The organism is Streptomyces sp. CB02056, from assembly GCF_001905545.1.
Classification (GTDB): Bacteria; Actinomycetota; Actinomycetes; order Streptomycetales; family Streptomycetaceae; genus Kitasatospora.
This window is the reverse complement of the sequence record NZ_LIPD01000009.1, coordinates 491,695-513,715: the sequence shown is the minus strand read 5'-3', so window position 1 is coordinate 513,715 and position 22,021 is coordinate 491,695. Positions and strand designations below refer to the sequence as shown.

Below are 22,021 nucleotides of genomic sequence, written 5' to 3'. Positions count from 1 at the left end.
GGGACCATGGGCCCTATCGATGCGGGCACCGACCGAGGACGATCGGACGCATGGAGCGTGAGGACCGTGTGGAGACCCTGAGCGAGGCCGAGTGCCTGCGGCTGCTCAGCACCGTGCCCGTCGGGCGCGTGGTGTACACCGAGCACGCGCTGCCGGCCGTCCTGCCGGTCTCCTTCGAGGTCCTGGACGGGCGGCTGGTGCTCGCCGTACGCCGGGGAAGTGCCACCGCGCGCGGGCTGGACGGCACGGTGGTGGCCTTCCAGGCGGATCTGCTGGACCCGGTCACCCGCACCGGGTGGAGCGTACTGGTGCACGGGCGGGCCGACGTGGTGAGCGACCCCGAGCAGGTCCGGCGGGTGCTGCGCTCCGGCCTGCGGCCGTGGGTGGGCGATCCGGAGCCGCTGTTCGTGGCGCTGGTGCCGGAGCTGGTGAGCGGCCGCCGGCTGTTCCCGACCGGACCGGGCGTCCCGGGCGCCCCGGGGCTCCAGACGCGACGGCCGATGGGCGCGGGGCCGACGAGCGCGGGGCCCGTGAGGACCGGCCCCGTGAACACCGGTTTCCCGCTCGGCTCCTGACAGATACCGATGGGTAGGCATACGCTTCCGGCGTCCTGATCCCTCCCCGGGTCCGTCCCCCACCAGGAGCGCACCGTGACGACCTTCGCCTCCCTCGCCGAGCTGACCGCCGCCGTCGGCACCGAGCTGGGCACCAGCCAGTGGCACACCATCGAGCAGCGGCAGATCGACCTGTTCGCCGAGGCGACCGGTGACCACCAGTGGATCCATGTGGACCCGGAGCGGGCCAAGGAGAGCCAGTTCGGCTCGACCATCGCGCACGGCTACCTGACCCAGTCGATGATCCCGGTGCTCGCGAAGGAGTGCTACGCCGTCGAAGGCGTGCGGATGGCGCTGAACTACGGCTCCGACAAGGTGCGCTTCCCGGCGCCGGTGCCGGTGGGCACGGCGGTCCGGGCCACCGCCGAGCTGCTCTCGGCGACCGAGGTGCCGGGCGGGGTCCAGGCGGTGGTGCGGTTCACCGTGACCAGTGAGCGGAGCGCCAAGCCGCACTGCGTCGCGGAGACGATCACCCGCTTCTACGCCTGACGGAGGGCGGACCGACGGGCGCTCGGGCCCTCGCTCCACTCGGCGCGGACCCGCGCCGGGCCGAACCCGGGCACCGGCCCGGGCCGCCCTCCCCGGGTACGCCGATTGGACCGCGCGGGGCTCTCCACCAGGTCCGGACGGCCCACGGCGAGTAATCTCCGACGAGATGGTTGTCGTATCGCAGCAGCCCCACCCGCCGCTGTGCTGCGCGCCCCGGCACGCCCGGTAGCCGTGACCGTCCCTGGAGGAGCCGTGCCCCGCCCCGCCCCGTGGATCTCCCGCCTCGCCGGTCTGACGTCGCAGCTCGCCCCGCCGTCCGCCGGCCCCGCGGCCGAGCGCGCCGTCCCCGGGCTGGCCGGACTGCCCCGGTCCGCCTGGCACCGGATCCGGACCGACGCCTTCGGCGCCGAGCCCCGGGGCGAACGGCTGGCCCGCATCCGCCGCTCCCCGCACTTCGCCGACGGCGCCTTCCGCAACCCGGTGCCGACCCGCCGCCTGGTGTACGAACGCAGCCCGCTGGAGATCCCCCGGGCCCAGCTGACCGGGGACAAGACCCGCCGGACGCCGACCGCCGCCGTCCCGGTGCACCGGCTGCTCCCCGTCGACCTGGCCGCGCCGCCCCGGTCCGGGCTGCGGCTGACCTGGCTGGGGCACGCCACGGTCCTGGCCGAGATCGACGGACGGCGGGTGCTGCTCGACCCGGTCTGGGGAGAGCGCTGCTCCCCCTTCTCCTGGACCGGCCCCAAGCGGCTGCACCCGGTGCCGCTGCCGCTGTCCGAACTCGGGCCGGTGGACGTGGTCGTGATCTCCCACGACCACTACGACCACCTCGACATGGGCACCGTCCGGGCGCTGATCGGGACCGGCGCGGCGTTCGCCGTCCCGCTCGGGGTCGGGGCGCACCTGGAGCACTGGGGCGTACCGGCCGAGCGGATCGTCGAACTGGACTGGTGGGAGTCGGCCGAGGTCGCCGGGCTGACCCTGACCGCCACGCCGGCCCGCCACTACTGCAGCCGCGGGCCGCGCACCAGCACGCTGTTCCTGTGGGCGTCCTGGGTGGTGGCCGGCGGCGGACGGCGGATCTTCCACAGCGGGGACACCGGCTACTTCCCCGGCTTCGCCGAGATCGGCCGCCGGCTCGGCCCGTTCGACGCGACGATGATGCAGGTCGGCGCGTACAGCGACTTCTGGCCCGAAGTGCACATGACCCCCGAGGAGGGTGTACGGGCGCACCTGGACCTGGGCGGCGAGCTGCTGCTGCCGATCCACTGGTGCACCTTCAACCTCGCGCCGCACCCCTGGGAGGAGCCCGCCGAGCGGGTGGTCACCGCCGCCCAGACGCTCGGCGCCCGGCTCGCGGTGCCCCGCCCCGGCAAGCCCTTCGAACCGGCCGCCCCGCCCGCCCTACGGCTGTGGTGGCGCGCCGTCGCCGCCGGCCCGCACGGCGTCCCGCCGCTGGTCGGCGAGCGGCCGGAGGAGGCGGTGGCCGGGGCGCGCGAACAGACGACGACTTTCAGTGAACAGATTTCAAAATCTGTTCACTGAAGGCCGCCACCCGGCCCGCGCCGCCCCCTCAGCCCGCGAGGACGTCCCGCAGCGCCCGGGCCTCCTTGACCACCCGGCCCGAGCCTCCGCGTTCGGCCGCCGCCGTCACCTCGGCGACCGGCCCGCGGGCCCCGGTGCGCCGGGCGCAGTCGGTGGCCAGCGCGATCAGGTCGCCCAGCCCGCGCGCCGACTGGTCGGCCTCGCCCAGCAGGCCCGGCAGGGCCGCCCCGAGCACCGACCAGACCGTCGCCCGGGCACCGGTCTCCGCCGCCGTGGTGAGCGCCGCCCCCAGCCGGCCGCCCATCACCGTGCCGCAGGCCACCAGGGCGCCGAGCTCGCGGCCGAGCAGCGCGCCGTCCAGCTCGCCGCGCGCGGCGAGCACCAGCAGGGCGTCCACCGCCGCCGTCCGGTCCTCGGCGTGCCGGGAGCCCAGGCCGTACGCCAGCGCGAGGTGCAGCGCGAGCCCGGCCGGGCCGCCGGCCTCGGCGAGCAGCGGGAGGTAGCGGGCGGCGCCGCGCTCGTCCTGGTCGGCGCCCCCGGCGAAGGGGTCGAGCCAGCGCGCGGCCAGCTCCTCCCGGTGCCAGGGGAGCATCGCGAACCAGTGCGCGACGGGCCGCCACGTCCAGCCGTACACCGTGCGGGCCCGGGCGACGCTGGGCTCGGTGCCGTCCAGCAGGGCCCGCGGCTCGGCCGGGAGCCGCTCGCCGCCCGGCCCCTTCGGTCCGGCGCCGATGCCCGGCTGGGCGACGGCGATCCGCTCGACCTCCTCCCACCAGCGGTCCCCGTGCACGTTGGTGTGCCGCACCCCCTTGCCGGGCGCGAACACCACCCGCTCGGAGGGCTGCCCGGGCAGGCCTCCGGTGCGCAGCCAGTGCGCCAGCCACCGCCCGGCCGGGGAGGTGAGCGCCTCGGCGGCCTTCAGCACCGCCTCCTGGGCCCGCACGTCGACCCGCAGCAGGGCCTGGGACAGGTCGGCCTTCCCCGGCTTGACGCCCGCCGCCTCGTACCCGGCGAGCCGCTCGACCAGTTCGGCCGCGTCCAGTGCGCCGGTGGCGTCGGTCGGGGTGGCGAGCAGGTACGGCAGCCCGGCGTGGTGGACCTGCCAGGCGGCCTCCTCCAGGCGGGCGGCGAGGACGGCCCCGTGCACGGTGGTGTGCGCTCCGCGCAGCACGGAGCGGCCCTTGCGGCCGAGGTAGTCCCAGACCTTCCACGGCGGCGTCTCCCCGGCCACCGCGGCCACCACGTAGAGGATCTCCCGGGGCGTGCAGTCGCCCACGCTGTTGGTGCCGCGCCACGGGTGCACCCGGCGGACCGGCTCCACCGCCTCGGCCAGCGCCCTCCGGTCCAGGCGGGTGAGCCGGACCAGCCCGTCCAGCACCCGCTCGAAGTCCGCCACGGCGGGCTCCTCCGAGGCGAGCAGGGCGGACAGCTCCTCCGCGAGTTCCACCGCCGAGCCGATCGGGGCGCCGAGCGGGCGCGGTTCGGGGGCCGGCGGGAGGAAGGCGTTCCACCCGGTGTCCGGGTCGTCCCCGTCGCCGCCGACCGGCGCGCCGAGCAGGTCGCCCGCGCGCAGGTGGTGGGCCGGGTTCAGCCCCTCGGCGGCGGTCCGCAGCTCCGCCACCACCGCCTCCCCCGCCGCCTTCAGGTGCCGGGCCACCACGTTCAGCGCCCGTTCCTGGAGGGCCGCGTCGGGGTGCCCGAAGGCCTCGGCCGCGGCCAGCACCACCGGGCCGGAGCGCCCGGGCGCGCGCCGGGCGGCCTTGTCCAGCCAGGCCAGCTGGGCGCGGACCAGCTTCTTCTCGGTCCGGAACAGCACCACCGCCGAGGCCTCGGCGAGCACCTCGGGCTCGATCAGGCCGGCCTCGTCCAGCCCGGCGAGCACCTCCTGGGCGTGCCCGGCGAGCACCGACTGGCCGTCCAGCAGCGCCACCAGGTCGCGCACCCGGGCCGCGTACTCGGCCGGTGTCGGGCCGAGCGCCCGCAGCACCTCCAGGAGGGCCCGCTGGTCGGCCGGCTTGCCGCCGCGCAGCAGCCGGGCCAGGCAGCGGTCGAGCAGCTCGGCCCGGTCGACCAGGCCGGCCGCGGCCAGTTCGCCGATCGCCTCGGTCCAGACGTCGCCGGGGCGCGGGCTGTGCCGGTACGTCAGCTGCCAGCCGATGTCCGCGAGTTCGAGCAGCTCGGGCAGCAGCACCGGGGTGAAGGCGTCCTGGCGCAGCTTCTCGGCCAGCGTGGGACGCGCGCCGCGGCTGCCGAAGTCGCTCACGCGGTCCGTCCAGCCCCGGACGAAGGTCTCGCCGCGCGGCACCTCGCAGCCGGTGCGCCGGACCACGGCCTCCATCACCGGGTACATCGACCAGCCCTGGTTGCGCACCGGCCGGACGGCGAGCCGGGCGACCACCTCGACCTGCCACTCCACCGGCTGCGCCTCGACGACCTGGTGCAGCACGGAGTTCCGGGCCCAGTCGCGGACGCCGAAGTCGCTGCCGGCCAGCCAGGTGGCGGCGGCGGCCGGGCCGGAGTGGCAGCCGGCCCCGGCCACCAGCAGGCGTCCCCTGGTCTCGGTCGCCTCCCGGGACCACTCCTCGCGCAGCTCCTTGCGCAGCGCCTTGAGCGCGGTCAGGGCGGCCCGCCGCTGGGCCGCGTCCAGCCCGGCCAGCAGCTCCGGTATCCGTGCCAGCCGCCCGGACCGGACGGTCGTCAGCAGCTCGTCGACCGGCCCCTGCCGGTCGGCCCCCTCCACCGTGCTCACGCTCCGGCCCCCTTCGTCCCCGCCGCCCCGGCGGCCGTCTCCCGTACCATGCCGACCGCGAGCGCGTGCTTGCACGGCCCGCGTCCGCCCCGGTACTTGCCCCACCACAGGCAGGTGCAGCTCAGCCGCCCCGACTCGTCCGTCCGCACCCGCTGGATGTGCTCGTCCACCGTGACGACGGCCGTCGCCCCGCCCTCCTCCAGCCGTACGGCGCCCGCCTCGACCAGTGCCCGGGCGGCCCGCAGCCGGGGGTTGGCCGCCTCGGCCCGCCCGGCGTCGTACGGGAGCTGCCGGTGGAAGTACGCGGCCTCGGCGGTGTCGTAGCCGATCTGCCCGGCGGTGCCCAGCCGGGTGAGCGCGGCGCGGACCCGCTCGGGGCTCAGCCCGGACTGGGCGGCGAGGTCCCCGACCTCGATCCGGGGCTCCCAGGCGAGCAGCACCGCGATCAGTTCGGCGTCCTGTTCGGCCGTGCCGGTGGCGAGCGCGTCCAGCACCCCGCCCTCGCCGGAGAAGCCCCGGGCGGCGTCGGGCGACAGCGTCAGGGTCAGCCGCATGCCGGGCAGCACCGCCTCCCAGGCGGAGGCGGTCGGCTCCCCGGCCGCGACCGGCCCGTAGACCCGCAGGGCGAGCGCGTGCCGCAGCACCCGCTGGAGCGCCACCAGCCGGTCGGGCCCGGGCAGGCAGACCGCGCCGGGCACCGGCCGGGTGGTCGGCCGCAGCGTCTTCCCGGCCGGGACGACCCAGCCGACGCCGGCCCGCCCGCCGCGCGGCAGCGAGCGCAGGAACCGCACCGCCTCGGCGGCGGGCAGCTCGGCGCGCGGTTCGAAACCGGCGGCGACCACCTGGGTCTCGGCGAAGCCGCGCAGCCAGCGCTCCGGCAGCGGCACCTTCTTCTCGACCAGCGAGCCGTCGAAGGTGGTGACCTCCAGCGCGTCCGGCCCGACCGCGAGGTGCAGCGGGTCGGCCGGGCCGATCCTGGTCAGCGCCTCGCGCAGCGGGTTGTTGACGTCCACGTTGGTGGTGCCGTGGCCGATCTCGTCCCCGTCGAGCCCGGCCCCGAGCACATCGAGCCGGGCGTAGACGCCGCAGCAGCCCGAGAAGGACTCGAAGCGCAGCCGGTCCCCGTTGGCGGTGACCACCGGGTCGAGCGAGGCACGCAGCCGCGGCTGGTAGTAGCGCGCGGCGGCGACGTCCGCGACCGCGAGCAGCGCGGCGGCGGCCGGCGCCGGATCGGCCAGGAAGCCCGCGAAGAAGCGCGGGTTGGCGGCGGCGCCGAGCGGGGTGGCGCCGCCGGAGGTGGCCAGGTCGAGGTGCCGGCCGTCGGCGCCGTCCAGGACGGCCGACGGGCGCAGATAGGCGTACGCGTGTGCGGATTGCGTCATGCCGAGCACGCTAGGTGAGGGCACTGACAATCCGTCGGGACGACCGCGGGGCGGCCTCGGGGCGGCCTCGCGAGGGCGCCGGGAGGGCCTCGACCCGGCCGGGCGCGGGGCCAGAGCCGGGGATCGGACTGGAACGTGTTCTATGTCATCACACGAGCCCGCGGGCGGCGTTACCCAGGTCACACCACCACACGGTTGGCTTCTGCCACTATGGCCTCGTGACCGACCTCACCGAACCGCACGTCCGGGCCGAACGGCGCGCCGTGCCGGCCGCCCCGTTCGCCGAGCTGCTGGAGATCGAACGGCTGGACGAGAACACGTTCCGGGGCTGCTGCCACGCCGGCGCCCCGATGCGCGCCTTCGGCGGCCATGTCGCCGCGCAGGCGCTCGTCGCCGCCGGGCGCACCTGCGAGGACGAGCGCCCGGTGCACTCGCTGCACGGCTACTTCCTGCTGCCGGGCACCCCGGGCCACCCGATCGACTACCTGGTCGAGCGGGTCCGCGAGGGCCTGTCGTACACCACCCGCCGGGTGACGGCGCTCCAGCGGGGGAACGAGATCTTCACCCTCTCGGTCTCCTTCAAGCACCCCGAGCCGGCCGCCGACCGCCAGCGCCGGATCCCGCCGCTGCCGCACCCGGAGTCGCTGCCGAACGCCGTCGCCCTCCTGCCCGAGGAGGTCCGCCGGGGCTTCGCCGCGTCCGGCGGCTTCCGCGACCTCGACCTGCGGTTCGTCCCGGCGGACACCCCGGGGCTGCCGCCGGCCGTCCCCGGGCTGCTCCAGCAGTTCGTCTGGATGCGCACCGCCTCCCCGCTGCCGGACGGCGACCCGCTGCTGCACGCCGGCGCGCTCGCCTACCTGTCCGACCTGACCCTGGCCTCCACCGTCGGGCTGGACGTGCAGTCGAACTTCTTCCAGCGCACCGAGCCGCCCCGGCTGCTGATGGCCTCGCTGGACCACGCGATGTGGTTCCACCGCCCCTTCCGGGCCGACGAGTGGCTGCTGTTCGCCCAGCGCAGCCCGTCCTCCTCGGACGGCCGGGGCCTGGCGCTCGGCGAGTTCTACGACCTGGACGGCCGGCTGGTCGCCTCCGCCGTCCAGGAGGCGCTGGTCCGCGACCCGTCGTGACGCCCGAGGGCCCCCTCGTCACACCTCCGGCACCCCGGTGACCGCCGGACGAACGGAAGGGGGCCGGACGGCGTCATACTCCTGAGCGGCCCCGGCCCGTATCATGGTGCGGGTGACCAAGGTTGACCTGTCACCACGGCCGGTGGAGGCGATGTCTCCGCGTCAGCTCGAACGCCGCGAAAGCCTGATCGCGGCCGCGCTCGCCCTGGTGAACGAGATCGGCGTCGAGCGTATGCAGATGAAACAAGTCTGCGAGCGGTCCGGAGTCGCCCTGGGGACGGCGTACCGCTACTTCTCCTCCAAGGACCACCTCCTGGCTGCGGCGATCGCCGAATGGCACCGCCTGCTGCTGGCCGACCTGGTGGCCGAGCTGCGCGGACCGAGGGCCGGGCTCGGGGCCACCGACCGGGCCGTCCGGTTCGTCCGGGGCGGGATGCGGGCCTACCAGCGGCAGCCCGAACTCGCCCGGCTAAGGGTGGCCGTGGCCGCCTCCACCGACCCCTTCGCCAGCGAGGCCCTGCAGGGCATGGCCCGGGCCGACAGCACCGCCCTGCAAGCGGTGACGGCCGAGGTGCCGGCCGCCGCGAGCGACCTGGTGCGGCACATCGTGGCCCACGCCTGGCAGGGCGAGCTGACCGCCTGGGTGACCGGCCGCACCACCCTCGGGGACGCCCGGCGGCGCCTGGAGGACGTGGTGCGGCTGGTGCTGACCCCGTACGAGACGCGCTACCCGGCCCCGTACGAGGTCCAGTCCACCGGCTGAGCCGCGCCGCGCCACGGGCCCCGCCGCCGGGGCTCCTGGCGCGGCTCGGACCGGCGCTCGGCTCAGACCACCGTCACCGGGTGGGCCACCACGGCACCGAACAGGTAGCCCTCCCGGTTGAACAGCGCCCGCTCGGGCTGGGTGTTCCCCCGGCGGTCCGTCGCGCGGGCGCGCAGCTCGTACGGGCCGGGCCGCCCGGGGCGCCAGTCGAAGCTCCAGCGCGTCCAGCCGTCGGCCCGCGGCTCGTCGCGCAGCTCGGCGCGCCGCCAGGTCCGGCCGCCGTCCGTGCTGACCTCGACCCGGCGCACCGCCGCCACGCCGGACCACGAGCGCCCGTGCAGCCGGTGCTCGCGGTCCGCCGCCAGCCGCGCTCCCGCGGCCAGCTCGAAGGCGCTCTTGACCACCTGGACGGTGAGCGGGTCGCCCCCGCCGGGCGGGTAGTCCGGGCCGAACATCCGGTAGAAGTCGGTGTTCCACGGCGAGTACAGCGGGTGGTCGGCGACCTCCACGCTGCCCACCCACTTGATGGAGGCGATGCCCACCCAGCCGGGCACCACCAGCCGGGCCGGGGCGCCGTGGTCCGGGGTCAGCGGCTCGCCGTTCATCTCGTACGCGAGCAGCACGTCGTCCAGCGCCTTGGCGATCGGCAGCGGGCGGCGCACCGGGCCGTAGTTGGTGCCGCCCGCGACGAAGTCCGGGTCCAGGCCGGTGGGCAGCACGTCCACCGCCGCCCCGGTCAGCCCGGCGGCCCGCAGCACCTCGGCCAGCCGGACGCCCCGCCAGCTCGCCGAGCCGACGCCGCCGAGTGTCCACGGCGTGCCCGGGACGGGCTGGCCCTGCTGGCCGGAGTAGTAGCTGCGGCCGTTGCCGGCGCACTCGATCAGCGCGCTGATCCGGGTGGACGGCAGCTCCCGCAGGTCGTCCAGGCCGAACTCGACCGGGCGCCCGGCCGTCGGGGCGCCGCGCAGGCCGCTGCCGAAGAGCCTGAGGCTCCAGGTGTCCGGGTCGATCAGCGGGGTGCTGGTGTGGTTGCGGACGAAGAACCGCTCCACCGGCACGTGGCGGCCGATGGCGGCGCCGCCGTCGGCGCCGCGGAAGGTGTCCCAGCGCGTCTCCGCGTTGGTGCCGTGCGGCACGAACCACTCGGCGGGCAGCGGTTTGACGATCCCGGGCACGGGCCCGGACGAGGCCCCGGAGACCGCCCCGGACGCCGGCCCGGACACCCCCTCGGCGGCCGCCCGGCCTGCGGTGACCAGCGGCGCGGCCGGGACCGGCGCGGCGAGCGCCCCGGCGGCGGAGGCCGCCCGCAGCAGCGTCCGGCGGTCCACGCCGTCGGCACGCGCGCCGTCCCGGGCGGCCCGCGTCGGCTCGGCCCGCCTCCGATCGATCTGCCTCCGGTCGGTCTGCCTCCGGTCGGTCTGCCTCCGGTCGGCGGGCGTCGGATCGGCCGGTGTCGGGACTGCTTCGTTCGGGGTGCGGACCTCGTCGTCCATGAACGGCGTTCCTTCCGTTTCAGCGTGGTCGGTTTCGGCGCCGCGCGCGACCGCGGCCGCCGCCGGGGCCCGCGGGCCGTCCTGGACGGGCTTCCGCTCCCCGGTCTGACCTACTCACCGGTGTGGACTCCTACCGTTCCCATTGTGTCGGCGAAACCCCGCCCCGCAGCGGAGCACCCCATGTCAGCCACCCCGCCCGCCCGGATCGTCCGGGGTCCCGGCCCGGAACCGCCGCTCGCCCACGGGGCCGGGGCCGGCGCCCGGACACCTTCGATCTGGCCGGATCGCCACCCGCCGCCCCGGGCGGGCCCGCTCGCTGCCACTGCTCGCCGGCGTGGCCGGGGCCCGGCCCGGTTGCGGACGCTCTCCGAGCTGTTCATCGACCTGGCCGACCAGCCGGACGAGCTCGCCCCGCTGCGGGAACATCCCAAGTCCCCGGTGCCGGACGGCTTCCGGCAGCGGTTCCGGCCCGCCGCCCGGACCGACGTCCGCGCCGAACCGGCCGCGACAGCCGTCCCCGCCCTGGTCGCCGGCCGGGCTGATCCCCGGCACACGCCTGGCCGAACTCCCCAACGGGCGCCTGCCGGTGGCCGGGGCGCCGCCCGAACTGCGCGACGTACTGCCGGAGTTCCTCAGGAGCCGAGCCTCCCGGAGGAACACCCCGGCAGGCGGCGGCGTTCGCCCGGTCATGCGCATCGGAGAACTCGCCCGCCTGACCGGGATGTCCACCCGCCTGCTCCGCTACTACGAGGAACAGGGCCTGCTCCGGCCGGACCGCACGGCGGCCGGCTACCGCGAGTACGGCGAGGAGGACACCGTCCGGGTGTGGCAGATCCGCAGCCTGCTTTCAGCCGGTCTGAGCACCCGGGTGATCGCCGAGCTGCTGCCCTGCGCCACCGGTCCGGTCCCCGTCCTGGAGGCCTGCCCGGAGCTGCTCGCCATCCTGCGCGGCGAACTCGCCGACCTGGACTCCCGGATCGAGGACCTCAGCCGCAGCCGCCGGGCGCTCTCCCACTACCTCGCCACCGCGCGCGACTCCGGGCCCGACCACGGACGGCAGCACGGGCCCGGGCACCGGCACGACGACGGGCACGACTACGGCGAGGAGCAGGCGGCCTGACGGGACGTAGGTCCCGACCCCGCGCTTCCCCGGCGCGCCGTCCCTCCGCTCACGGAGCGGACTGGACATAGTGCGACATACAGCTTGAATCCGAGCGTGCCGACGCACGCCGAGTATGTCGAGGGGTCCATCCGATGAGCAGCCAGCCGCCCCAGTCCGACCAGCCCGTGGAGGAGCCCGACGAACCCGCCGCGACCCTTCCGGCCGACCGGGCGGTGTTCGGCATCGGCGCCGTCCTGGTCCTGGCGGTGGTCGCCTGGGGCGTCTTCGCCGAGGACTCGCTCGGCCGCACCTCCGACACCGCGCTCGGCTGGGTGCTGCACAACTTCGGCTGGCTGTTCGTGGTGGCCGCCGACGTCTTCCTGGCGCTCAGCGTGCTGCTCGCGTTCAGCCGCTTCGGCCGGATCCGGCTCGGCCGCGACGACGACGAGCCCGAGTTCTCCACCCTCGCCTGGATCGCCATGATGTTCAGCGCCGGGATGGGCATCGGCCTGATGTTCTACGGCGTCGGCGAGCCGCTCCAGCTCTTCGCCACCCCACAGCCGGGCTCCGGCCTGGAGCCGCAGAGCGCGGCCGCCGCCCAGCAGGCCCTGGAGTTCTCGCTCTTCCACTGGACCCTGCACCCGTGGGCGATCTACGCGGTCGGCGGCCTGGCCCTCGCCTACACCACCTTCCGCAAGGGCCGGGGCAACCGGGTCTCCGCCGCCTTCGTCCCACTGATCGGCCAGCGCGGCGCGGACGGCTGGGCCGGGCGGACGATCGACCTGCTGGCCGTGTTCGCCACCGTCTTCGGCTCCGCGACCAGCCTCGGCCTCGGCGCGCTCCAGGTCGCCGACGGGCTCGGCTACATCACCTCCGTCCGCAACACCCAGAACGCCCAGCTGATCATCATCGGCTCGCTGACGGCCGCGTTCGTGGTCTCCGCGTTCTCCGGGGTGCACAAGGGCGTGAAGTGGCTCTCCACGGCGAACGTCGTGCTGGCCTCGCTGATCATGGTCTTCGTCTTCGTGGTCGGCCCGACGGTGTTCGCCCTGGACGCGATCCCCTCCTCGGTCGGCGGCTACCTCTCCGACCTGCTCGGGATGTCCACCCAGACCGGCGCCTTCACCGACGAGAGCTGGCTCGGCTCCTGGACGATCTTCTACTGGGCCTGGTGGCTCTCCTGGGCGCCCTTCGTCGGCACCTTCATCGCGCGGATCTCGCGCGGCCGCACCATCCGGCAGTTCCTGCTCGGCGTGCTGCTGGTGCCCAGCGGGGCGACGGTCATCTGGTTCTGCGTGATGGGCGGCACCGCGATTCGGCTGTCCACCACCGGCGCGGCCGACCTGGTCGCGACCATCCCGCAGGGCCCGGAGGCCTCGCTGTTCGAGATGCTGCGCGCGCTGCCGCTCGGCTCGGTGACCAGCGTGGTCGCGGTGCTGCTGGTGATGACCTTCTTCATCACCAGCGCCGACTCGGCCTCGCTGGTGCTGGGCTCCCTCTCCAGCCGGGGCTCGCTGCACCCGCGCACCTGGCTGGTGGTGGTCTGGGGCGTGCTGATGGGCGGGGTCGCGGCGGCCCTGCTGCTGGCCGGCGGGCTCACCGCGCTCCAGAACGCGACGATCCTGGTCGCGCTGCCGTTCGTGGTCGTGATGCTGCTGCTGTGCGTCTCGCTGGTGAAGGAGCTCCGCGAGGACCCGGCCGCCGCCCCCGCCCGCTTCCACCCTCCGCACGGCCTGCGGGACGCCGTCCGGGAGGTCGTCGGCGAGTCGGGCACACGCCGCTGACCTGCGCGTACGTCCCGCCCGGTGACGGGTGGGGCGTACGCGGCCAACCGACGCCCAACCCCCGTCCGGACTTCACCCGCACGTACCGACCGTTCACGCCGCCCTGGAAACCTCCCTGTCATGAACGCCAGCCCTCAGGCGCCCTACCAGGAACCGCGCTTCCCCCTGCCCCAACGGCACCGCCGGCTGCTCGCCGTCACCGCCGTACTCACCTCCATCGCCCTCGGCACCCTGGGCGTCGGCGCCACCGTGGAAACCGTCGAACACGGCCCCCTCGCGAGCGCCTCCGCCAGCAAGTAGCCTCTGCTCCACCCAGCACCGCGGTCCCGTTCCGGGCCCGGTGCTTCTTGCTTTCCGCTCACCGGCGGAGGAGCCGGGGCGGCGCGGTGGGCGCCGCCGCCACGGCGGCGGTCCGCTACGCCGGCTGTCCGCTACGCCGACTGTCCGGGGCGGGAGTGGCGGCCGGTGCCGGGCGTGGGGTGGAGGTCGGGGGCCGGGGCGTAGCGCGCGGCCGGGGGGCGCAGGCGCCAGGCCGGGGGGCGGGTGGGATGGGGGGTGGGGGTGATCAGGGCGAGGCGGTGGAGCACGTCGAGGGCGTCCCGCCGCAGGGCGGTGCGGTCGGCGAGGTAGCGGGCGGGGAGACCGAACTCGTCCGCGATGTCGCCGAGGACGCCGTCTATCAGCGCGTCCGGGATCGGGACGTCGCCGGCCACCGGCTCGTCGGGCAGCGGGCGGACCTCCTCGACCAGGCGCTCGACCAGCAGCAGGGCGGCCTGGGTGAGGGTGCCCCCGCCGGGGAGGGCGAGGTCGGTGAGTTCGGCGGCCGGGTCGAGCAGCGCGACGCCCTCGGCCCGCAGTTCGGCCTCCAGTCCGAGGAACTCGGCGAGCGCCGCCGGTCCGCTGAGCCGGTGCTCTTCCAGCCAGGCGCGGTGGTCCTCGGGGAGGTCGGCGGCCAGGACGGCGGGCGTCTCGGCGAGCAGGCGGCGGACGGCGGTGGCGGGCTCGGCCTCGGCGGCGCGGCGGATCAGGTCGGCGGCGTCGTCGGCGAGGGCGGGCGGGCCGGCCGGGACGGCCCGGGCGAGTTCGCGGTCCACGGTCAGCACGAAGGAGTCGTCGGCCGGGCCCTCGGCCGGCAGCTCGCCGAGCACCTGCCAGCCGGCCAGCGCGGCCAGCGCCATGGCGAGGTCGGTCGGTTCGGCGGTGAGTTCGGGGGCGGCGGCGTTCATCGCGTCGAGCAGCCGCCGGTAGCCGAGCTCCTCCGGGGCGTCGACCAACAGGGCGAGCGCGAGGGCGAGTTGGGCGTACCCGGCCGGGGTGAACGGAGTGCCGGTGACGGGGTGTTCGAGGCGGCGCGCGGCGCCGGGGCCCAGGCCGGCCTTGCAGAGCCGGGCGTGCCAGGGGCCGACCACGAGGCGGTAGCCGAGCAGGGTGTCGAAGCGCTCGGCGAGCCAGTCGCGGTGACGGCGGATCAGCGGAAAGCCGTCGGCGTGCGGGCCGGAGGCGGTGACCAGCGGGTGGGCGAGCAACAGCCGGGCGGCGATCCGGCGTTCGGCCGCCGGGAGCTCCTCGCCGGAACGATCCTGCGCCACGACGGTGGGCGGTGCCACCCGCGTGCGTTCGGGCCTGCGGTGCCGGCCCGGCCGGCCCGTCTTGGCCCCCGACCGGACGACGGGCAGGGCGGCGTCGTCGCGCCGGGCGCGGCGCAGTCCGCCCTCGGTGCGGTCCTCGCGGGGGCGTACGGGCGTGGCCAAGTGCGCGGTGGGGCCGTGCCACCAGCTGACGCCGGGATCGGCGGCGGGCTCGGCGGCGGTGCCGAGGTGGCGGGCGGGGTAGAGGCCGAAGGAGGCGGTGCAGAGGTCGTCGGCGGTGCCGGGGGTGGCGGCGGCGAACCAGTGGGCCAGGCGCAGCAGCCCCGGATCGGGCGAGAGCGTCGTGTCGACGGCCGGAGCGGCCGACGCCTGCGGGCCGTCAGCACCGCTCCCCATGGCCGCCCCCGGCGCCCTGTCAGCGGGACCGGAGGAGCGGCCCGCGTCGGAACCGGAGGCACCACCGGCGTCGGGACCAGCCTCGGGACCGGCTTCGCGTACGGCGAGGACGGCGGCGGCGGTTCCCCGCCCTGCCCCGCCCGTGCGTCCGTCCGGCCTGCCGGCGGCCACCCGGGTGGCGCCGACCGCGTAGTCCTGCTGATCCATGTCGGGGTCCAGACTAGACGGTGCCCGGGCCACCCGACCGCAGCAACCGCCCTCCTGAGGAACTCTCCGCAAGAGCCCTCGAAGCGGCCGCCCGCGCTCCGCTCACCGGCCACCCCGTCATCCGCCGCACCCCGCCCGGGTTACGCACCGGTAACCGACCCTTCCACCGCCGGTCCGGCTCCTCTAGGGTCGGTCCGAAGCAGCGGATCACCGAGAGGCGCACGCATGACCGTCCGTACCACCACCCGCGTCGGCCTCGGGGCACGCCTGCGCTCGGCCACCGGCCTGCTGGGCGGCTTCGCGGCCACCTCGGCGGCGCACCTGGGCGCGATCGCCTCCGGCGCCTCGGTGCTCCAGAACGCCACCAAGCCGGCCCTGATGCCGCTGCTGGCCGCGCACAGCGTGGCGGCGGCCGCGAAGGCCGGGCGGGAGGCGCCGAAGCTGCTGGCGCCAGCGCTGCTGCTGAGCGCGGGCGGCGACGTGCTGCTCCAGCTGAAGAACGACCCCGCGTTCCTCGCGGGCATGGGCTCGTTCGCGGCGGCGCACGTCTGCTACGTGACGATGTTCGTCCAGCGCGGCGCGCTCACCGACCGCCGCCGGGCCCTGGTGGTCGCGGCCGCGTACGCGACGGCCTGGGTGGCCCTGGTCGGGCAGCTCTGGCCGGACCTCGGGGACCTGCGCGTCCCGGTGGCCGGCTACAGCCTGCTGCTCGCGTCGACGGCCGTCACCTCGGCCGGGCTGGGCTGGCGGACCGGGCTGGGCGGGGCGCTGTTCCTGCTCTCCGACACGCTGATCGCCACCCAGCTGGCGAAGTGGCGGGAGCTGCCGGGCCATCAGTTCTGGATCATGGCGACCTATGTGCTGGCCCAGTACCTGCTGGCCGACGGCACCCTCCGCCACCAGGACCAGCTGCACCGCGAGGACGCCGAACCGCGGACCGCCTGACGCACCGGCGCACCGGAGAACCGACACACCGTCCCGACACGCCGCCGCGCCGCCGATCCCGTCGGGATCCAGCGGCGCGGCGCAGGGGCGCAGTGGGGCGCGAGGCCTTCAGGCACCGCGCCTCCGCAGCAGCCAGAATCCGCCGACACCGCCCGCGACCAGCGCGAGGCCGCCGGCCAGCTCCCCCGGGTTCGCCGCGACCGAACCGCCGAGGCCGGTCTGCACGGCGCCGTGCGGGGCGACCTGCTGGTTGCCGGCGCCGGACTGCCCGAGCGAACCGGCCCACTCCCCCGCGGCCTCGCCCCACTCGCCGAGACCCGGGTTCTTCTGGGGGTTCTTGTCGCCGCCCTTGTCACCGCCCCTGTCGGGCACGGCCACGGTGGTGACCGTGACGCTGGTGGCGAAGGCCCCGCCGTCCGGGCAGGTGCCGTCGACCTTGCTGTCCCCGGCGTGCTGGCCGGCCAGCCGGGCGGAGCCGCTGTGCTTGCCGTCGGGGCCCAGGGTGAGGGTCGCCGGCCCTCCCTCGAAGGCGGCGGAGCGGGCGGTGATGGTCTTGGCGTCGGGCTTGTCCGACTTCTCGCAGGAGACCGTGACCGTCACGGTCTGGCCCGGTGCGGCCTGGGACGGGCTGACCGACGCGGAACCGTCCCTGGCGGATGCGAGGGGGGCCGTCAGGCCGGTCAGCGCCGTCGCGCCGATCAGGGCGGCGGCGGCCGTACGCATGGGGCGCATACCGGAACCTCCGGGATTCTCGGGCGCAGCCGGGGACTCCCATGTCCACGTGGTCGAGCAACTGCACCCGGTCATTCACCGACGGTAGGGACGCGCCCCACGCTCGGCCAGCGCTCACGACCGTTCGGGTTACGACCCGTGACCCGTCGTGACGCCCGCGGCGGGGCTCACCCGTGGCGCTCACCCGGAGTGGCGCTCACGCGGTGCGGCTCAGAGGTCGAGGTCCACCACGACCGGCGCGTGGTCCGAGGTGCCCTTGCCCTTGCGGGCCTCGCGGTCCACGTAGCTGTCGGTGACGGCCTCGACGAAGGGCTTGTTGGCGTAGGTGAGGTCGATCCGCATGCCCCGGTTCTTGGGGAAGGCCAGCTGGCGGTAGTCCCAGTAGGTGTACGGGTGGTCGTACTTGAGCGGGCGGGGCAGCACGTCCTGGAGGCCGATCCCGTCGAGGGCCGCCAGTGCGGCGCGCTCGACCGGGGTGACGTGGGTGAGGCCCTCGAAGGCGGCGGCGTCGAAGACGTCGTCGTCGGTCGGGGCGATGTTGAAGTCCCCGAGGACGGCGAACGGGCGGGGGCCGGCGGCGTCCTCGGTGGCGGCCTTGCGCAGCGCCTCCAGCCACTCCAGCTTGTACTGGTAGTGCGCGTGGCCGACCTCGCGGCCGTTCGGCACGTAGACCGACCAGACCCGGACCGGGCCGCAGGTGGCGGCGATGGCGCGCGGCTCGACCTCGGGCAGCAGGGCGCCGTCGGCGAAGTAGCCGGGCTGGTCGGGGAGGCCGCGCACGACGTCGTCCAGGCCGATCCGGGAGACGATCGCGACGCCGTTCCAGCGGCCGTTGCCGTGCGCGGCCGTCTCGTAGCCGAGCTCGCGGACCGCCTCGTACGGGAAGGCGTCGGCCGCGCACTTGAGCTCCTGGAGGCAGAGCACGTCGGGCTTGGCGCTCTCCAGCCACTCCAGGAGCTTGGGCAGCCGCGCGGTGACGGAGTTGATGTTCCAGGTGGCGATGCGGACGGTCACGGCGGGCGGCCTTCCCGGTGGTTCGGTGCGGACGGACATGCAGTCGGGCATACGGACGGGGTGGGCCGCCCCTCGTGCGGGAGGCCCACCCCGAACATACCGCCCGGCACCGACAGGCCGGCCCGGTCAGCCCGCGGGCCGGACCACCGCGGCCGAGCCGCCGCCGCGCCGCACCGGCTCGGCGGCGGCCACCCAGCGGCCGTCCGGCAGCCGTTCCACGCCGGTGGCGGCACCGATCTCGCCGCCGTTGACGAAACTGTGTCCGAGGCCCTCCAGCGCGGCCCGCTCGGGCAGCGCCAGGAAGGCGGGCTCGGCCTGGGTGGTGGCGCTGTTGCGCTGGCTGGCGCGCGGGGCGGCGATGGCCTGCTCCAGGCTCAGGCCCCGGTCGAGCCGGCCGAGCAGCACCTGGAGGGTGGTGGTGATGATGGTCGCGCCGCCGGGGCTGCCGGTGGCCAGCAGCGGCTCGCCGTCGCGCAGCACGACCGTCGGGGACATCGAGGAGCGCGGCCGCTTGCCCGGGCCCGGCAGGTTGGGGTCGGGGACGCCCGGGGCGAGCGGGGTGAAGTCGAAGTCGGTCAGCTCGTTGTTGAGCAGGAAGCCCCGGCCGGGGACGGTGATGCCGCTGCCGCCGGTCTGCTCGATGGTGAGCGTGTAGGAGACGATGTTGCCCCAGCGGTCGGCGACCGTCAGGTGGGTGGTGTTGGGGCCCTCGTACGGCTCGGGGACGGCCTGGCCGGTGTCGGCGCAGGGGGCCGGGTGGCGCGGGTCGCCGGGGGCGAGCGGGCTGGTCAGCGCGTGGTCCGGGCTGATCAGGCAGGCCCGGGAGGCGGCGTAGCGCTCGGAGAGCAGTTCCCTGGTGGGGACGTCGGTGAAGGCCGGGTCGCCGACCCAGCGGTTGCGGTCGGCGAAGGAGATCCGGGAGGCCTCCAGGAAGTGGTGGTAGTACTGGGTGCCGCTGTACGTGGAGACGTCGCCGCCGTCCTCCAGGATGTTGAGCGCCTCGCCGACGGTGGTGCCGCCGGAGCTGGAGGGGGCCATCGCGTAGACGTCGTAGGCGCCGTGGGAGACGTGGGTGGGCGCCTGGTCGCGGACCCGGTAGTCGGCGAGGTCGGTGGTGTCGACCCTGCCGGGGCGGGCGGTGCGGCCGGACGCCGGGTCGACCGGCGGGTGCTGCACGGTGTTGGCGATGTCCTTGGCCAACTCGCCCTGGTAGAAGGCCTTGACGCCGTCCTTGGCGAGCAGCCGGTAGGTGGCGGCGAGGTCGGGGTTGCGCAGCACGCTGCCGGTCTCGGGGGGCTTGCCGTTCGGCAGGTAGAGCGCGGCGGTGGCCGGGAAGTCCTTGAACCGGGCGTAGTTGTCGGCGGTCTGGCCGCGGAAGGTGTCGTCGACGACGAAGCCGTGGTCGGCGATCCGCTCGGCCGGTTCGAGGTTCTGGGCGAGCGAGCGGGTGCCCCACTTGCGCAGTGCGGCGTCCCAGGTGGCGGGGGTGCCGGGGATTCCGACGGACAGGCCGCTGGTGACGGCGTCGGCGAAGGCCAGCGGTTTGCCGTCCTCCAGGAACAGGCCGCTGTCGGCGGTGCGCCCGGCCGTCTCCCGGCCGTCGATGGTGTGCACCCGGCCGGTGGCGTGGTCGTAGTAGACGAAGTACCCGCCGCCGCCGATGCCGGAGGAGTACGGCTCGGTGACCCCGAGGGCCGCGGCGGCGGCGACGGCCGCGTCCACCGCGTTGCCGCCCTTGCGCAGCACCTCGATGCCGGCGGCGGTGGCGTCGGCGTCGACGGTGGCGACCGCTCCGCCCCGGCCCACCGCCTCGGGCGCCTTCGTCGGCGGGGTCGCGGCGCCGGCCGGTCCGACGCCGGACCAGACCAGCGCGGTGGCGAGCAGCAGTGGTGGTGCGAGACGGGTCAGAGCCCTCATCCGAATCCTCCTGAGTCTGCGTCAACTCAGTTGTTCCACAGGAGGGATGATCCGACAACCACACCGCGCCGCTACCAACGGGTAGTTGGCGGAGCGGGCGGGGGCGCCAGGAGAACAGCCGGCAGGCGCCCCCACCCCGCTACAGCGCGCTGCGCTCCACCCGCCGCCGCTTGATCGTGCGGAAGCGCCGCGCCACCTGCCGGGCCAGGTCGGCCGCGCCGACCAGGCCGGCCTCGTTGCCGAGGGCGGCGTGCACGATGGCGGCCTCCGGGCGGAAGCCGCGCCCGGTGAGGGTGCGGCGGAAGGTGTCCCGGGCCGGACCGAGCAGCAGGTCACCGGCCTCGGAGACCCCGCCGCCGATCACGAAGCGGCCCGGGTCCAGCGCGGCGGCCAGGTTGGCGATGCCGACGCCGAGCCAGGTGCCGACCTCGTAGAGCAGCTCGGTCGCGACCGGGTCGCCCTCCTGGGCGGCCTCGGTGACCAGCGGCCCGGTGATGCCCTCGACCGTGCCGCCCGCCCGGGCCAGCAGCGGCTGCACCACCGGCGACTCCTCGGCGACCAGCTCGCGCGCGTCGCGCACCAGGGCGTTGCCGGAGGAGTACTGCTCCCAGCAGCCCCGGTTGCCGCACGGGCAGCGGTGGCCGCCGGGCAGCACCTGCATGTGCCCGAACTCGCCCGCCAGGCCGTACTTGCCGCGGTCCACGTAGCCGTCCCGGACCACCGCGCCGCCGATGCCGGTGCCCAGGGTGAGCATCACCATGTGGTCCTCGCCGCGCCCGGCGCCGAAGCGCCACTCGGCCCAGGCGGCCGCGTTGGCGTCGTTCTCCACGATCACCGGGAAGCGCAGCCGCTCGCTGAGCGCCTCCCGGAGCGGCTCGTTGCGCCAGTTGAGGTGCGGGGCGAACAGCACCTTGGAGCGGTCGGCGTCGACCCAGCCGGCCGCGCCGATGCCCACGGCGTGGACGTCGTGCCGGTCGGCGAGCTGGAGCACCAGCTCGACGATGACGTCCTCGACCACCTTGGGGCTCTTGCTCTTGTGCGGCGTGTCCGTGCGCAGCTTCTCCAGCACCTTGCCCTCGCCGTCCACCACCCCGGCGACCACCTTGGTGCCGCCGATGTCGACGCCGATCGTGGGCAGCCGCAGTATCCCGGCGGGCAGGGCGCGGCGGCGGCGCTCGGCGCGCGGGCCGAGGCCGAGCAGGGTCGGCAGGACGGGTGGCCGGGTGCTGCCTTGGGAGCCGGTCACGGCTGCGGACGCTCCTCACGGGTGTCGGGTTCTCGGGGGTCGGATTCTCCGGAAGCCGATTCTCCGCCACCGGGGAGCCCGGTGCCGAAGCCGCCGGGGGCGGAGCCGCGGGGGTCGGAGAGCGACGGTCGGGCCAGCTCGTGCGAGAGCTCGGCGAGGTCGGAGCCGCCGGCCATCTCGGTGGTGAGCTGTTCGAGGCTGATCTCGGCACGCGGATGGCTGCCCGCCATCCGGCCCCGCCGGAGCAGGGTGAAGTGGTCGCCGACCAGGTACGCGTGGTGCGGGTTGTGGGTGATCAGCACGACCCCGAGCCCGGCGTCGCGGGCGGCGGTGACGTACTTGAGCACCACCCCGGACTGCTTGACGCCGAGCGCGGCGGTGGGCTCGTCCAGGATCAGCACCTTGGCGCCGAAGTGCACCGCGCGGGCGATCGCCACGCACTGGCGCTGCCCGCCGGAGAGGGTGCCGATCGGCCGGTCGACGTCGTACAGGTCGATGCCCATCCGCGCGAGCGCGTCGCGGGTGGTGGCGCGCATCCCCTCGGCGTCCAGCCGCAGGCCGCCCCAGCGGCGCATGCCCTGCTCGGAGCCGAGGAAGAAGTTGCGCCAGACCGGCATCAGCGGGACGACCGCGAGGTCCTGGTAGACGGTGGCGATGCCGCGGTCCAGGGCCTGGCGCGGGGAGTCGAAGCGGACCGCCTCGCCGCCGACGGTGACGGTGCCCTCGTCGTGCTGGTGCAGCCCGGAGATGATCTTGATCAGGGTGGACTTGCCGGCCCCGTTGTCGCCGAGCACGCAGCTGATCTCGCCGGCCCGCAGGGTCAGCGAGACGTCCTGGAGCGCCCGGACGGTGCCGTAGCTCTTGCCGACGCCGTCGAGGGAGAGCAGTTCGGTACCCATCGCTTCCGTGTTCGTCGCGGCCCCCGTG

The 22,021-nt window shown here is 75.6% G+C and carries 18 protein-coding genes; 9 read left to right on the top strand and 9 right to left on the bottom strand.

The annotated features are described in order from the left end of the window. The first annotated feature begins 50 nt into the window (after positions 1-50). The 3 genes from AMK13_RS26300 (at position 51) to AMK13_RS26290 (ending at position 2,648) form a co-directional block, all read left to right on the top strand. Positions 51-575, top strand: coding sequence for a pyridoxamine 5'-phosphate oxidase family protein (locus tag AMK13_RS26300; protein WP_074004324.1), 525 nt, complete (start codon positions 51-53; stop codon positions 573-575). 75 nt (positions 576-650) lie between these two features. Then, positions 651-1,103: a MaoC family dehydratase gene (locus tag AMK13_RS26295; RefSeq protein ID WP_074004323.1), complete on the top strand. Its 453-nt coding sequence runs from the start codon at positions 651-653 to the stop codon at positions 1,101-1,103. A 351-nt stretch (positions 1,104-1,454) separates the two neighbouring features. Continuing rightward, positions 1,455-2,648, top strand: coding sequence for an MBL fold metallo-hydrolase (locus tag AMK13_RS26290; RefSeq protein WP_074004447.1), 1,194 nt, complete (start codon positions 1,455-1,457; stop codon positions 2,646-2,648). Between the two features lie 28 nt (positions 2,649-2,676). Here AMK13_RS26290 and AMK13_RS26285 read toward each other — a convergent pair whose 3' ends face one another. Together AMK13_RS26285 and AMK13_RS26280 are read right to left on the bottom strand one after the other, a co-directional pair. Then, positions 2,677-5,397 carry a DUF7824 domain-containing protein gene (locus tag AMK13_RS26285; RefSeq protein ID WP_079272465.1) on the bottom strand — a complete coding sequence of 907 codons (2,721 nt, stop codon included), beginning with the start codon at positions 5,395-5,397 and terminating at the stop codon, positions 2,677-2,679. Next, entirely contained in the window at positions 5,394-6,779 is a 1,386-nt protein-coding gene (locus AMK13_RS26280; RefSeq protein WP_074004322.1) for an SWIM zinc finger family protein, read from the bottom strand. The genes AMK13_RS26285 and AMK13_RS26280 overlap by 4 nt, the downstream gene beginning before the upstream one ends. Before the next feature lie 218 nt (positions 6,780-6,997). Here AMK13_RS26280 and AMK13_RS26275 point away from each other — a divergent pair, with 218 nt between their 5' ends. Next, positions 6,998-7,906: an acyl-CoA thioesterase gene (locus AMK13_RS26275; protein WP_074004321.1), complete on the top strand. Its 909-nt coding sequence runs from the start codon at positions 6,998-7,000 to the stop codon at positions 7,904-7,906. Between the two features lie 112 nt (positions 7,907-8,018). After that, positions 8,019-8,669, top strand: a complete 651-nt coding sequence (locus tag AMK13_RS26270) for a TetR/AcrR family transcriptional regulator (RefSeq protein ID WP_063780393.1) — start codon at positions 8,019-8,021, stop codon at positions 8,667-8,669. A 62-nt stretch (positions 8,670-8,731) separates the two neighbouring features. On the opposite strand, the gene AMK13_RS26265 is transcribed toward AMK13_RS26270, so the two are convergent. After that, positions 8,732-10,162 (bottom strand): sulfite oxidase, encoded by a 1,431-nt coding sequence (locus AMK13_RS26265; RefSeq protein WP_079272463.1) that lies wholly within the window; start codon positions 10,160-10,162, stop codon positions 8,732-8,734. 688 nt (positions 10,163-10,850) lie between these two features. Here AMK13_RS26265 and AMK13_RS26260 point away from each other — a divergent pair. The 3 genes from AMK13_RS26260 (at position 10,851) to AMK13_RS26250 (ending at position 13,348) form a co-directional block, all read left to right on the top strand. After that, on the top strand, positions 10,851-11,282 hold the full coding sequence (locus AMK13_RS26260; protein ID WP_074004320.1) for a MerR family transcriptional regulator: 432 nt from the start codon (positions 10,851-10,853) through the stop codon (positions 11,280-11,282). Positions 11,283-11,416: 134 nt separating this feature from the next. Beyond that, on the top strand, positions 11,417-13,048 hold the full coding sequence (locus AMK13_RS26255; protein WP_049659793.1) for a BCCT family transporter: 1,632 nt from the start codon (positions 11,417-11,419) through the stop codon (positions 13,046-13,048). A gap of 120 nt (positions 13,049-13,168) precedes the next feature. Continuing rightward, a complete protein-coding gene (locus AMK13_RS26250) occupies positions 13,169-13,348 on the top strand; it encodes a hypothetical protein (RefSeq protein ID WP_049659792.1) in 180 nt (59 codons plus the stop codon). Between the two features lie 131 nt (positions 13,349-13,479). Here the strand turns inward: AMK13_RS26250 and AMK13_RS26245 are convergent, their stop codons facing one another. After that, the gene (locus tag AMK13_RS26245) at positions 13,480-15,240 is read right to left on the bottom strand and encodes a DUF2398 family protein (protein WP_079272462.1); all 1,761 of its coding nucleotides are present in this window, start codon (positions 15,238-15,240) and stop codon (positions 13,480-13,482) included. A 225-nt stretch (positions 15,241-15,465) separates the two neighbouring features. On the opposite strand from AMK13_RS26245, the gene AMK13_RS26235 reads away from it, so the two are divergent. Next, a complete protein-coding gene (locus AMK13_RS26235) occupies positions 15,466-16,185 on the top strand; it encodes a lysoplasmalogenase (protein WP_079272461.1) in 720 nt (239 codons plus the stop codon). A gap of 108 nt (positions 16,186-16,293) precedes the next feature. On the opposite strand, the gene AMK13_RS42140 is transcribed toward AMK13_RS26235, so the two are convergent. The 5 genes from AMK13_RS42140 to AMK13_RS26210 form a co-directional block, all read right to left on the bottom strand. Beyond that, on the bottom strand, positions 16,294-16,917 hold the full coding sequence (locus AMK13_RS42140) for a hypothetical protein (RefSeq protein ID WP_049654489.1): 624 nt from the start codon (positions 16,915-16,917) through the stop codon (positions 16,294-16,296). Between the two features lie 210 nt (positions 16,918-17,127). Further along, positions 17,128-17,970, bottom strand: coding sequence for an exodeoxyribonuclease III (locus AMK13_RS26225; protein WP_049654497.1), 843 nt, complete (start codon positions 17,968-17,970; stop codon positions 17,128-17,130). A gap of 87 nt (positions 17,971-18,057) precedes the next feature. Continuing rightward, positions 18,058-19,848, bottom strand: coding sequence for a gamma-glutamyltransferase (gene ggt / locus AMK13_RS26220; protein WP_074004319.1), 1,791 nt, complete (start codon positions 19,846-19,848; stop codon positions 18,058-18,060). A gap of 139 nt (positions 19,849-19,987) precedes the next feature. Further along, on the bottom strand, positions 19,988-21,094 hold the full coding sequence (locus AMK13_RS26215; protein ID WP_049654486.1) for an ROK family glucokinase: 1,107 nt from the start codon (positions 21,092-21,094) through the stop codon (positions 19,988-19,990). Next, a complete protein-coding gene (locus AMK13_RS26210; RefSeq protein ID WP_241853030.1) occupies positions 21,091-21,993 on the bottom strand; it encodes an ATP-binding cassette domain-containing protein in 903 nt (300 codons plus the stop codon). Before AMK13_RS26210 ends, AMK13_RS26215 begins: the two co-directional genes overlap by 4 nt. Positions 21,994-22,021: the final 28 nt, after the last annotated feature.